The organism is Deferribacter abyssi, from assembly GCF_049472655.1.
In the GTDB taxonomy this organism is placed as follows: domain Bacteria; phylum Chrysiogenota; class Deferribacteres; order Deferribacterales; family Deferribacteraceae; genus Deferribacter; species Deferribacter abyssi.
Window position 1 is genome coordinate 25,431 of sequence record NZ_JAQNCS010000007.1, and the last position, 14,162, is coordinate 39,592.

16 protein-coding genes and 1 other RNA gene are annotated in these 14,162 nt (G+C 29.4%); 7 read left to right on the forward strand and 10 right to left on the reverse strand.

Annotation, left to right across the window (positions count from 1 at the left end):
• Nucleotides 1-42: 42 nt before the first annotated feature.
• Nucleotides 43-1,995 carry a replication restart helicase PriA gene (gene priA, locus OWK30_RS05255; protein WP_423324275.1) on the reverse strand — a complete coding sequence of 651 codons (1,953 nt, stop codon included), beginning with the start codon at nucleotides 1,993-1,995 and terminating at the stop codon, nucleotides 43-45.
• 168 nt (nucleotides 1,996-2,163) lie between these two features.
• On the opposite strand from priA, the gene OWK30_RS05260 reads away from it, so the two are divergent.
• A complete protein-coding gene (locus tag OWK30_RS05260; protein WP_423324277.1) occupies nucleotides 2,164-2,508 on the forward strand; it encodes a cytochrome c3 family protein in 345 nt (114 codons plus the stop codon).
• Nucleotides 2,509-2,522: 14 nt separating this feature from the next.
• Here OWK30_RS05260 and OWK30_RS05265 read toward each other — a convergent pair whose 3' ends face one another.
• Both OWK30_RS05265 and OWK30_RS05270 read right to left on the reverse strand, forming a co-directional pair.
• Nucleotides 2,523-3,011 (reverse strand): hypothetical protein, encoded by a 489-nt coding sequence (locus OWK30_RS05265; protein ID WP_423324279.1) that lies wholly within the window; start codon nucleotides 3,009-3,011, stop codon nucleotides 2,523-2,525.
• A gap of 31 nt (nucleotides 3,012-3,042) precedes the next feature.
• Complete coding sequence (locus tag OWK30_RS05270) at nucleotides 3,043-3,171, reverse strand: hypothetical protein (protein WP_423324281.1); 129 nt, start codon at nucleotides 3,169-3,171, stop codon at nucleotides 3,043-3,045.
• A 77-nt stretch (nucleotides 3,172-3,248) separates the two neighbouring features.
• On the opposite strand from OWK30_RS05270, the gene OWK30_RS05275 reads away from it, so the two are divergent.
• Nucleotides 3,249-4,142: a lytic murein transglycosylase gene (locus tag OWK30_RS05275; protein ID WP_423324283.1), complete on the forward strand. Its 894-nt coding sequence runs from the start codon at nucleotides 3,249-3,251 to the stop codon at nucleotides 4,140-4,142.
• Here the strand turns inward: OWK30_RS05275 and rnpB are convergent.
• Nucleotides 4,136-4,511: RNase P RNA component class A (gene rnpB, locus OWK30_RS05280), an RNA gene on the reverse strand. The genes OWK30_RS05275 and rnpB overlap by 7 nt on opposite strands.
• Nucleotides 4,509-5,183, reverse strand: coding sequence for an endonuclease III domain-containing protein (locus OWK30_RS05285; RefSeq protein ID WP_423324285.1), 675 nt, complete (start codon nucleotides 5,181-5,183; stop codon nucleotides 4,509-4,511). The genes rnpB and OWK30_RS05285 overlap by 3 nt, the downstream gene beginning before the upstream one ends.
• 35 nt (nucleotides 5,184-5,218) lie before the next feature.
• Between OWK30_RS05285 and OWK30_RS05290 the strand changes: the two genes are divergently transcribed.
• On the forward strand, nucleotides 5,219-5,575 hold the full coding sequence (locus OWK30_RS05290) for a hypothetical protein (RefSeq protein WP_423324287.1): 357 nt from the start codon (nucleotides 5,219-5,221) through the stop codon (nucleotides 5,573-5,575).
• Between the two features lie 198 nt (nucleotides 5,576-5,773).
• On the opposite strand, the gene OWK30_RS05295 is transcribed toward OWK30_RS05290, so the two are convergent.
• The gene (locus OWK30_RS05295; RefSeq protein WP_423324289.1) at nucleotides 5,774-6,616 is read right to left on the reverse strand and encodes an EamA family transporter; all 843 of its coding nucleotides are present in this window, start codon (nucleotides 6,614-6,616) and stop codon (nucleotides 5,774-5,776) included.
• 244 nt (nucleotides 6,617-6,860) lie between these two features.
• Here OWK30_RS05295 and OWK30_RS05300 point away from each other — a divergent pair, with 244 nt between their 5' ends.
• Nucleotides 6,861-8,171 carry a citrate (Si)-synthase gene (locus OWK30_RS05300; protein WP_423324291.1) on the forward strand — a complete coding sequence of 437 codons (1,311 nt, stop codon included), beginning with the start codon at nucleotides 6,861-6,863 and terminating at the stop codon, nucleotides 8,169-8,171.
• Between the two features lie 234 nt (nucleotides 8,172-8,405).
• On the opposite strand, the gene OWK30_RS05305 is transcribed toward OWK30_RS05300, so the two are convergent.
• Nucleotides 8,406-9,215 (reverse strand): MBL fold metallo-hydrolase, encoded by an 810-nt coding sequence (locus tag OWK30_RS05305; RefSeq protein WP_423324293.1) that lies wholly within the window; start codon nucleotides 9,213-9,215, stop codon nucleotides 8,406-8,408.
• Complete coding sequence (locus tag OWK30_RS05310; protein WP_423324295.1) at nucleotides 9,215-10,042, reverse strand: ATP-binding protein; 828 nt, start codon at nucleotides 10,040-10,042, stop codon at nucleotides 9,215-9,217. Before OWK30_RS05310 ends, OWK30_RS05305 begins: the two co-directional genes overlap by 1 nt.
• Before the next feature lie 121 nt (nucleotides 10,043-10,163).
• Here OWK30_RS05310 and OWK30_RS05315 point away from each other — a divergent pair, with 121 nt between their 5' ends.
• Nucleotides 10,164-11,588, forward strand: coding sequence for a phosphomannomutase/phosphoglucomutase (locus tag OWK30_RS05315; protein WP_423324297.1), 1,425 nt, complete (start codon nucleotides 10,164-10,166; stop codon nucleotides 11,586-11,588).
• Nucleotides 11,589-11,713: 125 nt separating this feature from the next.
• On the opposite strand, the gene rpsT is transcribed toward OWK30_RS05315, so the two are convergent.
• Both rpsT and OWK30_RS05325 read right to left on the reverse strand, forming a co-directional pair.
• Complete coding sequence (gene rpsT / locus OWK30_RS05320) at nucleotides 11,714-11,989, reverse strand: 30S ribosomal protein S20 (RefSeq protein WP_423324299.1); 276 nt, start codon at nucleotides 11,987-11,989, stop codon at nucleotides 11,714-11,716.
• An 83-nt stretch (nucleotides 11,990-12,072) separates the two neighbouring features.
• On the reverse strand, nucleotides 12,073-12,609 hold the full coding sequence (locus OWK30_RS05325) for a helix-turn-helix domain-containing protein (protein ID WP_423324301.1): 537 nt from the start codon (nucleotides 12,607-12,609) through the stop codon (nucleotides 12,073-12,075).
• Nucleotides 12,610-12,687: 78 nt separating this feature from the next.
• Here OWK30_RS05325 and OWK30_RS05330 point away from each other — a divergent pair, with 78 nt between their 5' ends.
• Complete coding sequence (locus tag OWK30_RS05330; protein WP_423324303.1) at nucleotides 12,688-13,635, forward strand: histidine kinase dimerization/phospho-acceptor domain-containing protein; 948 nt, start codon at nucleotides 12,688-12,690, stop codon at nucleotides 13,633-13,635.
• Complete coding sequence (locus OWK30_RS05335) at nucleotides 13,636-14,154, forward strand: gamma carbonic anhydrase family protein (RefSeq protein WP_423324305.1); 519 nt, start codon at nucleotides 13,636-13,638, stop codon at nucleotides 14,152-14,154. It abuts the gene before it with no gap.
• Nucleotides 14,155-14,162: the final 8 nt, after the last annotated feature.

The following is a 14,162-nucleotide window of genomic DNA, read 5'->3' on the forward strand; positions in this document are numbered from 1 at the left end:
ATTATAACTTAAGAGTCTGGCACAAAAGTGTCAGACTCTTACTTACATAAAATTGTAAGGATCAATATCTATTTTCATCAAAATATTTCCTTTTTTTAAAGATTGGAATTTTTCTAAGGCTACTTTACATACATTATGTAGTTCTTTTAAGGTGTTCGACTTAATAAGACATTGATATCTGAATTTATTTCTTATTTTAAAAATTGGTGCTTTTGCAGGTCCTAGCACCTGTAAATTAAACTCTTTATTTATTGTGTTAACCACTTCAAATGCTGTTATTTCACACCTTTCTTCATTGGAATGCTCAAATAAAATTCTACATAATTTCCTAAAAGGAGGATATCCATACATTTCTCTTTTTGATAACTCATAATTATAAAAGGTATCATGATTTGTTAGAAACTTAAAAAAAGGGTTCTCATTATCGAAAGTTTGTATCAGAATTTTTCCTGGCTTTTCAAACCTACCAGCCCTTCCCCCAACCTGATGCACTAGCTGGTAACATCGCTCAAAACTCCTAAAATCAGGCATAGCCAACAATCTATCAACATCCACAATTCCCACCAACGTAACATCCTGAAAATTGAATCCCTTGGCAATAATCTGTGTACCAAGTAAAATTTGATAATTTTTGTTTTCAAATAATTTCAACTTTCTCTCAAGAGCAGTATGCGACGTGATTTCACTGGTATCAAGTTTTAAAACTGGAACATTAAAAAGCTCTTCTACTACTTTCTGAACATGCTCAATACCATAACTGTATTCATATAAAGAATCTGAACCACAAAAAGGACAAATATATTTCTTAAAAAATTCTCCACAATAATGACAGACAAACTTTCCTTGTCTTTGATAAAATGTAAGACCAACAGTGCAATTAGGACACATAACATTCGCACCACAATAATCACAAACCATATTATGAGCATAACCCTTTTTATTTAAAAAAAGTATAATTTGCTCATTTTTCTTAAGCCGTTCTCCAATCTCATCACAAAGTCTCAAAGAGAGAACATTTCCAATCATCTCATCCTTATTCAATTTTACAATCTCAATTGAAGGCTCAAAGCTATTATTATATCTTTCTCCAAGATAGAAATAATTATATTTACCAGTTCTGCAATTATAAAAGGATTCAACAGAAGGAGTTGCAGAACCCAAAATTATAGGAACGTTCAAATATTTTGCATAAAGTATAGCCATATCTCTTAAATGTATATACGGAGACTCATCTTGTTTTAAAGTATTTTCGTGTTCTTCATCCACAATAATAAGCCCTATATTACCCGCTGGAACAAAAAGAGCACTTCTAGTACCAATGAGAACATTTGAAAAACCTAAAGCAAATCTCCAAAAAACTTCTTGTCTCTTTTTATTAGCTAATTTACTATGATAAACATCAACCTTAAAACCAAGCCTTTCGCTAATACGTTTTGTAAGTTGGGACGTAAGAGCTATTTCCGGTAATAGATATAGAGCCTGTCTCCCTTCAGATATTGTCTTTTCGATCAACTTGATATAAATTTCTGTTTTTCCACTTCCAGTTACACCGTGAATATAATGAACATCAAACTTGTCTGTTTTACCAACTATATCATTGTAAATTCTCTGCTGCTTTTTATTTAGAACAAAAGTTTTTTTATTAATAGGCTTTTTCTTATCATTGATAACTATATTAGAAAAAAAAATTTTCTTAGAAATTAAACTATTTAAAACAACACCTACATCATTACAATAATATTTCGCAATAGAAAATACTAGCTTAATAAAATTATTGTGTACTTTAAAATCACTATCTAAAATTTCTAATATATCTTTATACTTAATATTTTCACTTGGGATATCCTTCTCCAAAACAATTCCATATTCCACTCTATTACGTAAACTAATCTTAACCCTTACACCTTTAGGAATAGATATTTTACTTTTATACGTCAAAATTCCGTTTTTAGGAACAGGTAGTAATACTTTATAATATTCCTCACCCATACTCATAATAACCTCATAAAAATCTTAGATTATCCTCAAAACAAAATCAACATTGAAAACACTAAAGTCACCCTTTCATAAAAAAAAACGTGTAGACTACAAAATCTCATAACACATTGACATTAACAATAAAATAAGCTAAAATTCTTTAAAACTTCATGGAGGTGTTTTTATATGAAAAAAGGATTTGTAGTATTAGCTATTCTCATGTTTGCTGTTGTAGTTATTGCTGGACAAGGTCCAGAAGTTATTGACTTATCAAAATCTTTCAATGTTCCAAAAACCACAAAAAAAGCAGTTAAATTCCCTCACTGGCTCCATCAATCAAAAAATGAATGTACAGAATGTCACCTTACTGCAGATGGTGGAAAAGATTTAAAAAGTGCAAAAACAGGAAAAAAACTTGCTGCTGGTGTTGTAAAAGGCACTGCTAACAAAGTTCACAAAGAATTCTGCTGGCCATGCCATAAAGCGAAAAAAGTTCCTAAAGGAAAATCTTGTAATAAATGTCACAAGTAAGAGGCTTAAGCCTCTTACTTTTCTGTATTTTTCACCACTTTATAAATATGCGATAGTTGGATTTCTATATTTTTATCATCTACATACTTATTTGCCTCTTTCAAAAGACTTAAAGCTGAATCTAAATATTCCTTATCACCTTTCTCGTTATATGCTTTAATATATTTTAAAGCTCTCAAAACAATATTTGCACAAAAACCTCTTATCTGTCTTGCTTTATCAATTTTCACTGAAAGACGCATTATAAAAGCAACAAAAATAACAAAAGGTATCCAGTAATATAAACTAAAAGGTAATGTTATCAAAACAAAAAGTAAAGCAGTAACTAGCGTAGCACTAAAAGCAACAGCTAACCCTGGAGTACCTATAAAATAAACAGGAACATTTCTACCATCTTTATACTTATAATACCTAAAAGGGCTAAAACTACCGCCTCTATAGTACTTTTTCTCAATTTTCACTGATAACTCTTCTAACTCATCAACTATCTCTACCTTTTTCATAATACTCCTTATTAATTAGCTTCATTAAACTTTATATAATCTTATGTTTTACAGCATCAATGCAGTTATCCATTATCTTAGTAGACCTTTCTTTAACAACTTTGATGAAAAAAATCTTTCTCACAAACATACCAGCATTACATCCTTTTAAATCATACATTTAAAAAGACTATAAATAACGATCAAATACCATAAGATTTCATTGCATAAATTTCTAATTAGTTTATCATATGCATTATGTTTTATATGTTTATTATTTTTCTATTCTGCTCAACTAACCTTATGGCTGATAATATTGTTATCAACATCAAAAACAAATTCGACATACCAGAGAATTATATAATAAATAGTCTTAAAAAAGCAAGTCTAGATAACAAAAGTTTATTACTCATAAATAAACCAAAAGAAAAGCTACCATTTAATAAATATAAAAACCTACTTGTAACAAAAAAAAGAATAATTGAAGGCAAAAAGTTTCTAAAAAAACACCGTTATTGGTTAATAAAAAGTGAAAAAAACTTCAAGGTTGAAAAAAGTATTATATCAGCAATAATTGGTATAGAATCCTTCTATGGAAAGCATACTTTCAATCATAAAGCTCTCAATGTATTATACACTCTTTCCTTAAAATACAAAAAAAGAGCACCTTATTTCACTTATGAACTGGGTAGTTTTTTAAATTTCTGTTTTAAAAATAAGTTACGTGTTGAATCAATATTATCTTCTTATGCTGGCGCCATAGGAATTCCTCAATTTATGCCATCAAATATTATAAAATACGGAATTGATTTTAACAAAAACAATAAAATTGATATTATAAACGAAATACCTGATGCTATAGCTAGTGTAGCCAATTATTTACATAGGTTTGGATGGAATTATAAAAAACCAACAGCGATTAAAGTTAAAAATGTCAATAAATCGATACTTAATAAATGGATAACTATCAAAATATTAAAACAAAAGGGAGTCCGCTTTCCGTTAAAAGTAAAATCAAATTATAAAGTTAAAATCATCAAGGTAGACAGCAGCTATTGGGCTACATTCAATAATTTTTATGTTTTACGAAAATATAACCCTAGTAATAACTATGTTCTAGCAGTACTCATTCTTTCTAAAAAATTAAGGTGAGATGGCCTGTAAGCCGGATTCTGTATCCGCAAAAAGCGGATGGTGGTCATTTATCTGGGCCTATTGTTACCAATAGGCTCTAGCGGCTTACCCGTGAGCATCAGGCGGGCCACCCTCAAACGCTCACCTATTTAGCCTTGCACCGGGTAGGGTTTGCCATGCCTCCATCTGTCACCAGTTGGAGCGGTGGGCTCTTACCCCACCTTTTCACCCTTACCAGATACCCAAACATATTGTTAGGTACTGGCGGTCTTTTTTCTGTGGCACTTTCCCTGCCTCACGACAGGTCGGCGTTACCGACTACCCTGCCCTGTGGTGTCCGGACTTTCCTCTCCACTACATAAGTGGAGCGACCACCCAGCCATCTCACCTATTAAATTTAACATTAACATTAAATTTCTCAACCCAAAAACAAAATTTTGAATTCAAAAAGCAATCTATGCATTTTGGATGTTTTTTGCAAAAGTTCTTACAATGTTCAACAATTAAAGCATGAAAATTTTTATAAGCTTTTATATCGCCACTAAAACATTCATGAACATAATTTTGACATTCATCATAGCTTGAAAATTTCCCAATTTTTAACCTTTCAAAAAAATTTAATGTATATGTGTCCACAACAAACACTTTAAAATCAAGGGCATAAAGTAAAATAGAATCTGCAGTTTCTTTGCCTATTCCTTTTAAAGCAAGTAATCTTTCTCTAGCTTGTTTTAAATCATATTTTTTTAGATTAACAATATTACCTTTGAGGTCTTTAATTATATACTCACTTAAAATTTTTAGTCTTTCACACTTTTGATTGTAAAAGCCTGCTGATCTTATCAATTTTTTTAGCATATTTTCATCACTTCTATAAATCCCATAAGGAGTTAACAAATCAGTTTTTTTTAAATTCTCTATTGCTTTTTCTACATTATTCCAATTCGTATTTTGTGTTAATATAGCACCTACTGCCACCTCAAAAGGAGTTTCAGCAGGCCACCACTTTAAATCACCATAATTATGAAATAATATTTCATATAGTCTATCTAACTTCACTTGAACTTTATTCCTTCTTTTGATAAACTAAATTTATGCTTGATTTATCACAGCTTAAACACGAAATCAATGGATTAAAGCTAGAAACATATCTTAATTATTCAAAAAAAGTTGAAATAGCACATAAAATGTTATTAGCTGAAAAGCATAAATTAATTAGGTTAAAAAATATCAGAAAAAAAACTGAATTAAAACTACAAACAGCAAAATATAAAAAGAAAAAAATCCTCAAAGCTTTAATACCAAGATTAGATAAACAAATTTCTATATGCAACAAAAAAATAATAAACCTTAATAGCATATTCCATAAATATTTAGACGAACTAAAAAAACACAGAGAAATATTAGGGCTAACAGATCATTCTTTCTTAAACGAATTTTACAATGATTAAAGAAAGCTTAGGAACTGTTACTATTTTAACAATAATAAAAATTCTCCGTTTTATTATTTCAAAGATTAAGATATTGTACAATCAATTTCTTAATTATCGCAAAATTAAGGAGGCCGGCCTCCCACCGGCAAAATTAATTCCATTGTTGGCGTGGTTGTTCCACTACCTGTGTTTTTTCATAAGCAATATCTATGCCAATCATACATAATATCTTAAAATAGATACTCCAACGATTATAAATATAGTACCAATTATATTGTTTATGGTGATTTTTTCTCTAAAAAGTACACATCCTAAAAACACACCAAAAATTATATTGACCTGTCTAAGGACTATAGCATAGGAAACATTTACCATTTTTAACCCATATCTATAAGTTAGAAATGAGAAAAAAAGTACCCCTCCCCCTAGAAAAATTTTCCGAACATTGATTCTGAAATAACCCACAAATTTTCCTTTTACAACTCTATAATTAAAGATAAACATGTATAGTGTCATAAAAAATGTAAGAGAATAAACATATAAAACAAAATTCCCACTACCTACACCTAGTTTATCAACAATTGCTCCTAAAGAATAAGCAAAAGCTGCTAAAATAGCATAAAATACTCCTTTATCCTTTGATATTCTAATATTTTTGACATTACCAATTACAGCAACCCCGAAAACTATAAAAATAATTCCGATAAAAGAAACAATATTAATTTTCTCTTTCAAAAATAAAACAGCCCACAATGTTACAAATAAAGGAGAAATAGCAGTTATAGGGTATAATTTACTTATATCACCATAACTGTACGCCGAAGATAAAAAAAGGTGATAAAATGTAAAAAATGTTGATGCAACAAATGCCTTGAATATCGTAAGTTTATCTATATATAAATAACGTCTAAAAAAAATAAAATAAGCAAATGAAAAAATAAATAAATTTGCTAAGTGCATATAAAAATTAAAAAAAAATTTATTATTAGACTTTTTAAGTAAAATATTCCATAATGAATGGAAAAGTGCACTTATTATAATTAAATTATAACCAAGCATTAGCTTGTAATATTTAATACTTTGCCAATAGTCAAATATTATTTTAAAGTTAGATAATAAAATAACAGCTATAGATATTATCTATACATAAACTATATCCTATTGATATATCAGTTGTTTTGTTTTGACCATTTCATCATGTATTGCATATTGTATACAATTTTTATATTGACATTATCTATAAAGAGTGGTAAAAATAAAAAGCGTTTTATAATAAACGATGATTAAACCTGAGGAGGTACTTATGAGTAAACTTAAAGAAAAACTAGCCAAGAAGATTGAAGAGCACAGACCTAGAACTACTAGACTTGTAAAAGAATTTGGTGACACAAAAGTATGTGATGTTACTATTTCTCAAGTTATTGGTGGAATGAGAGGAATCAAATGTCTTGTTACTGATATCTCTTATCTTGATCCATATGAAGGAATTAGATTTCGCGGATATACTATTCCTGAAGTAATGGAAAAACTTCCAAAACCAGCAGGTTGTGAAATGCCTTATGTTGAAGGTCATTTTTATCTCCTCTTAACTGGTGAAATTCCAACAGAAGAAGAAGTTCAAGAAGTAATTGATGAGTTTAAAGCAAGAAAACAGGTCCCTCAATATGTATTTGATCTTCTTAGGACTATGCCTAGAGACACTCATCCAATGACAATGTTCTCTGCTGCTATTCTTTCTCTACAAAGAGAGTCAAAGTTTGCAAAAGCTTATGCTGAAGGTAAAATGAATAAATTTAATTATTGGGAATATATGTACGAAGATGTAATGGACCTTCTTGCAAAATTACCAGAAATCGGTGCTTACATCTACAGAATGAAGTACAAAGGTGACACACCAATTCCATCAAATCCAGAACTGGATTTTGGTGGTGATTTCGCTCATATGATGGGAATAGACAAACCATATGATGATGTTATGAGAATGTATTTCATCCTACACTCTGACCATGAAAGTGGTAATGTTTCAGCTCATACAACACACCTTGTTGCATCAGCTTTATCTGATGCTTATTATTCTCTATCTGCAGGGCTAAATGGTCTTGCTGGTCCATTACACGGTCTTGCTAACCAAGAAGTTCTCAAGTGGATACAAGATCTTCGTGCAAGATATGGTGATAAGATGCCTACCAAAGAAGATCTAGAAAAATTCTGTTGGGATACTCTCAATAGTGGTCAGGTTATTCCTGGCTACGGTCATGCTGTTCTTAGAAAAACAGACCCTAGATATACAGCTCAGAGAGAATTTGCACTCAAACATTTACCAGATGATGAGTTATTCCAAATCGTTAGCATGCTTTATGAAGTAGTACCTGGTGTTCTTGAAAAGCACGGTAAAGCTAAAAACCCATGGCCAAATGTTGATGCTCACTCTGGAGTTATTCAATGGTACTATGGTGTTAGAGAGTATGATTTTTATACGGTATTGTTCGGTATTGGTAGAGCTCTTGGCGTACTTGCTAACATCACATGGGATAGAGCTCTTGGCTATCCAATCGAAAGACCAAAATCTGTTACAACTGATATGCTCGAAGAAATTGCAGGAATTAAAAATTAATAATTTTAGTAGGTGCCCTTTAGGGCATCTACTTTTCTAAAAGATTTATTAATGCAAAAAATAATCTCAATTAATTTATTGATATCAGTAGCTTATAAATAAACGAAGTCACCCCATTTTATGTACTAACTTGCTTGAAATTGTTTTTCCACAAACAATACCGTATAACTATTTGAAATATAACCATAAATCAGACTAGCAACAAAAAAAAAAGGGGTAACACCAAAAAGAAAATTATTGAAGCACCATGCCATCATAAGAAGCTATTGTTTGTGAAAATTGTTTTTTAGCCATTATTACTATTTCATCAATAAAACAGTCTACATAATCTGGATTATGATGAAATAATATCAGGTTCTTAGATTTACTTTTCTTTGCAAACTTAACCCCATATTCAAATGTGGAATGTCCCCATCCTTTTTTATTTATACCATCCCTCACTCCTAAAAAATCATCTGGAGTATAAGTAGTATCGTAAATTAAATAGTCTACACCTTTCGCAGCTTCAACTAAAATATCATCCTTATCAGAACCATGCTCAAAATCTGTAGCATAAAGACACTTGATCTTTGAATTATATATCAAAAACATACTTGCTCCATTTGGATGACAACCTGGAAAAGGAATAATTTCATAGTCTCCAAATAAATACTTACTATCATAATCAATTTTTATTATCGATAAATTACAACTCAATTTTTCATGAGATACAGGAAAAAAAGGCTCCTTAAATAAATATCTTATAAAATTAGATGTATCCAGATCATTTTTATCATCAACGTATATAAAAATATCTATATTCTCTCTATAAAAATAAGAAAATATGGGTAGTCCCATAATATGATCCCAATGAAGATGAGACAAAAAAATATGGATTTTTTTAAAACTTCTTATAGTATTAATTTTGTAAATACCTGTACCAGCATCAAAAATAATAGCAACATCATCCATCCTTGCTAATAAAGATGGTGTACAACCACCATATTTTACATACTCATACCCCGATACAGGAATTGTACCTCTACTTCCAAGTATTGTAATCATTATTTTATCCTTTTAATGAGTGTTACTTTATTCCCTTTCTCGTTATATACAACTTCATCAAAATACATCTTTGTAATTAATATCCCTCGTCCATGTAATTTTAACAAGTTTTCATCATCAAATTTATTTACAACGGATTTTGTATCAAAACCTTTTCCCATATCTTCTATTTCAACTTTGAAAACCTCAGTGTTTACTTCTAATATCAAATTAACAAATCTATCCTTATACTTTCCATCTATTAATCTTTGTTTCAGAAATTCTAAATAAGTACCATTCTCAGTTTCTATAAATTTCTTATCCCCACTTATCTCAAGATTCCCATGTTCAATAGCATTTGTAAGCATTTCTGAAACACCTATTCTTAACTTCTGAATATCTGATATTTTAAAAAAAAACACTAACTCCCTAGTCAAGTTATATACAATCTTATCTATATTAAAAATATCATTATGTATAACACACTCTTTTTTAATATATGTTGGTCTAAAAGAATTGTTTAATGTATCCAAAAATCCACCATGATAAATTGTATCTACTAATCCTCGTAAACATATATTATTAAAGTTTTGTGATAAATGATAACAGTAAATTGTATTAACAGATTTTGGTGTATCACCAACCAAAACTAATGGTACCTTAACTTTTAAATGAGCTAAGTTTTCATCATATTCATCAATCAAAATCATTACCCAGCTATGATCAACATTACTAAGTTTATCGATATTATCAATATCAACAAACTCAAAAAATTCATCTTCACAGAATTTTTTAACAATTTTTTTACAGTCTTCAAATTTATTTAAAAATACTGCTATTTTTTTCATAAAATTAGTATATCAAAAAATATATTTTTTGTAAACATTACACCATTACAAACTTAATTTTACTTGATAAATATTTGTATTTTTAATAAGTTATATAATGTAATTGATTAAGGAGGTGAAAATGATTGATAAAAAAATCTTTCGTCAATACGATATCAGAGGTATTTATCCAAACAACTTCAACAAAGAAATAATCAAGCAAATTACTAACGCTTTCGCATATCAGTTAATAGACAAAGTCAATAAAGAAAACCCAACTGTTTCTATAGGAAGAGATGTCAGACTATCATCTGACGATCTTTTTGAAGGAGCAAAAGAAGGATTGCTTGACGCAGGCATAGACGTTATTGATCTTGGAAAATGTCCAACCCCAGTTACCTACTTTAGTGCATTTCATTTGAATACAGATGGATTTATTATGATTACTGGAAGTCATAATCCACCAGAATATAATGGAATGAAATTTGGTGTAGGTAAAGAAACTTATCATTCTGAACAAATAATATCTATTTACGAAGATATAATTAAATTCGGATATAGAACATCTACAAACAAAGGGAACCTTTCTTCATATGATATTGTTTCCGCTTATATTGAGTGGATAAAAAACCATTTTTCAAAATTAAAAGAAAAAATCACAAAGCTTCAAAAGAAAATAAAAGTTGTTATAGACTCAGGAAACGGTGTAGCCTCTAAAGTTGCTCCTAAAATATTTAAAGATTTAGGTGTAGATACTGTAGAGCTTTACTGTGAAGAGGATGGAACATTTCCGAACCATCATCCAGACCCAACAGTAGAAAAAAATCTTGTTGATCTTATTAACATAGTAAAAAAAGAAAAAGCTGATTTTGGAGTTGGATATGATGGTGATGCAGACAGAATTGGTGTAGTAGATGAACAGGGGAATATAATATGGGGTGATATGCTTTTGATTGTATATGCAAACGAATTAAAAAAACACTACACAAAACCAAAAGTTATTGCAGATGTAAAAGCTTCTCAAGTATTATTTGATTATCTTGAAAAAATAGGTATTGAACCAATTATGTGGAAAACAGGGCATTCTTTAATCAAAAATAAATTAAAAGAAACCAACGCTGAATTGGCTGGCGAAATGAGTGGTCATATCTTCTTTAACGATAAATATTTCGGATATGACGATGCTATTTATGCTTCCTTACGATTTCTAGAAGCATACGTTAACAGATTGTTAGACAACAAAATAAAAGTCTGCTCAGATTTGTTAAAAGATATACCAAAAGTATATAATACTCCTGAAATAAGATTTGATTGTCCTGAAGAAAAAAAATTTGAAATAGTAAACAAACTTACAGAGCTGTTTAAAAAATACGAAAATGAAGGGAAATATAATATCAAGAAAATTATTGATATTGATGGAATAAGAGTAATATTTGATGAAGGATGGGGGCTTTTAAGAGCCAGCAACACACAACCCGTATTAGTGATGAGGTTCGAAGCAACTACCAAAGAAAAAATGTTAGAATATAAGAAAATAATAGAATCAGAGCTAAACAAACTTATATAAAAAAAGCGGCTAAATGCCGCTTTTTACTTGTTTCAACTTTAATCTCCAAAAAACTATAAATAATCACAATCTATTTTACCACTTTTGACTGACTATGAAATAGTTAGTGTCTCTCTAACTACAAGTTAGGCTACACTATCTTTTAGAGATTGCAACCTTTTTGCAAGTCTAGAAACTCTTCTTGCCGCTTGATTTTTATGAATAACACCCTTTGATTTTACTTTATAAATAACTTTTACCACTTCATTAAAACGCTTTTCAGCCTCTTCATAATCCCCTGCTTCTACAGCTGCAAGAAATTTTTTAGTAAAAGTCTTCATCATAGATTTGTAAGATTTGTTTCTTAGCCTTCTTTTTTCATTCTGCCTAATTCTTTTCTTTGCTGATAATGTATGTGCCATCCTTCACCTCATCTTTTTTCTAAACAAGCAAGTGAGACTAATAACAAAAAATAACCCCTTAGTCAAGCAGTTTATATAGCAATTTAAAAAGAAGGTGGAGTACCTACCCAAAAAGCTTTGGCGTGTTTATTTGTTTTATTTTTAATCTTATGAGGTAAATTTGAACTAAAGTAAATCGATTCACCTTCATGCAAAACATATTCAGTATTACCAATAACAACAGTAACCTCACCCTCTAAGACATACCCAAATTCTTCTCCCACATGATTGTAAAAGTTTGAACCTGTCTCTGAGTTTGGACCTATTTCTAAAATTAAAGGTTCCAACTTTCTATTAACTAACTTATTTGCAAGGAAATAAATATCTATATTTTTATTATGTAAAACTTTATAATCATCGTAACTAAATTTATAAACAACATTTCTCTCATCTTCAAACAATTCACTTATTGTAATACCTAAAGCAAAGCATATTTTTTTCAATGAAGCAATAGATGGTGAGTTTTTACCATTTTCAATCTGACTTATAAAGCTTTTTGTAAACCCGGTCTTTTGAGATACATCTTCCAAAGTCATACCCAATCTCTTTCTTATTTCTCTTAATTTTGCACCGTAACTCATTTTATCACCTTGCCTTTTCTTATTTTTTCAATTATATATTAAATTTATAATAAAAAGTCAAGAGGTTAGTTAAATAAAATGATTCCTATTTTAAGCATTATATCAACAATTTTTGTTATTTTTGTTTATTTTATTTTAAAATTAAAAAATATTAATTTTATTCCAGATATAATTATAACATCTTATTTATTTATAATGACATTTTTTATAACCAAAAAGATAAAAAAAACAGAACAGGAGCTTAAAAACAAAATCAAAGATTTAAATAAAACCACCAATGAATTAAAAACGTCTAACGAAGAACTACAAGCTTTAAATTTGCAACTATTAAAATCAAAAAAAGAATATGAAAATCTCACAAATTATCATAATAATATCCTTATAAATATGAATCACGAGTTAAAAACTCCATTAAACTCAATTATTGGTTTTACTACTTTACTAATAAATGATTACGAAAGTCTTACAAAGGAAGATATTATAAACTCCTTAAAACTAATAGATGAATCTGCAAAACGTCTAAATCTTATGTTGTCAAACATAATCGATATGACAAAACAATCAAATGGAGATATTGAAAGCGAAAAAAAATGTGGTTCATGTAAGTATATCGTAGAGTCGCTAATATCCACAATAAAAGGATTAATAAAAAATAATATGAAAATAGTTTTTAATTATAATTTACCAGATACCTTTCCAAAAGTCTTTTATGATGAAAAAATTGTTAATAACATTTTGTTAAATACTGCTTTAGCTTCTGTTATAAGTACAGAAAAAGGAGTTATTGAACTTAAGATTGAGAGTAACTCAGATTTTCTGATTATAGAATTATCTGATACAGGAAAACCATTTAATCTTGATAAGGTTAAAAATTATTTTACAATAAAACCATGTGATATAAATACTAATGAACCTGAATACAAGCTTTTTTTATCAAAGCAATTAGCAGTAAAAAATAATATAGATTTAATACTTGAGAATACTCAATTTGGTAATAAATATATTTTAAAACTTGAAAGGTGTTAAATGGAAAAAATTAAAAAAAGACTTAAATTAAAACCTGTTCTTGGTAAAAACGTTTTTATTGCTCATAATGCTACAGTTATTGGTGATGTAAATATTGGAGATGAATCAAGTATATGGTTTCATGTGACAATTAGAGCAGATGTAAACTACATAAAGATAGGTAAATGTTCAAATATTCAGGACAACTCTGTTATTCATGTCACACTGAACAAATTTCCTACTATTCTTGGTGATTATGTAACTGTTGGTCACAATGTCACATTGCACGGTTGTACCATTAAAAACAACTGTCTAATAGGAATTGGCGCAATCATAATGGATAACAGCATTATAAGTGAAAACACTATCGTAGCTGCAGGAACTCTTATACCACCCAACAAAAATTTTCCTCCAAATGTTTTAATTAAGGGATCTCCGGGAAAAGTTGTAAAAGAACTCTCTGAAGAAGAAATCAAAGGTATCGCCAACTATGCATTAAGATATAAAAAATATAAAGATATTTATTTGACTAATTTATAAACTTGTAA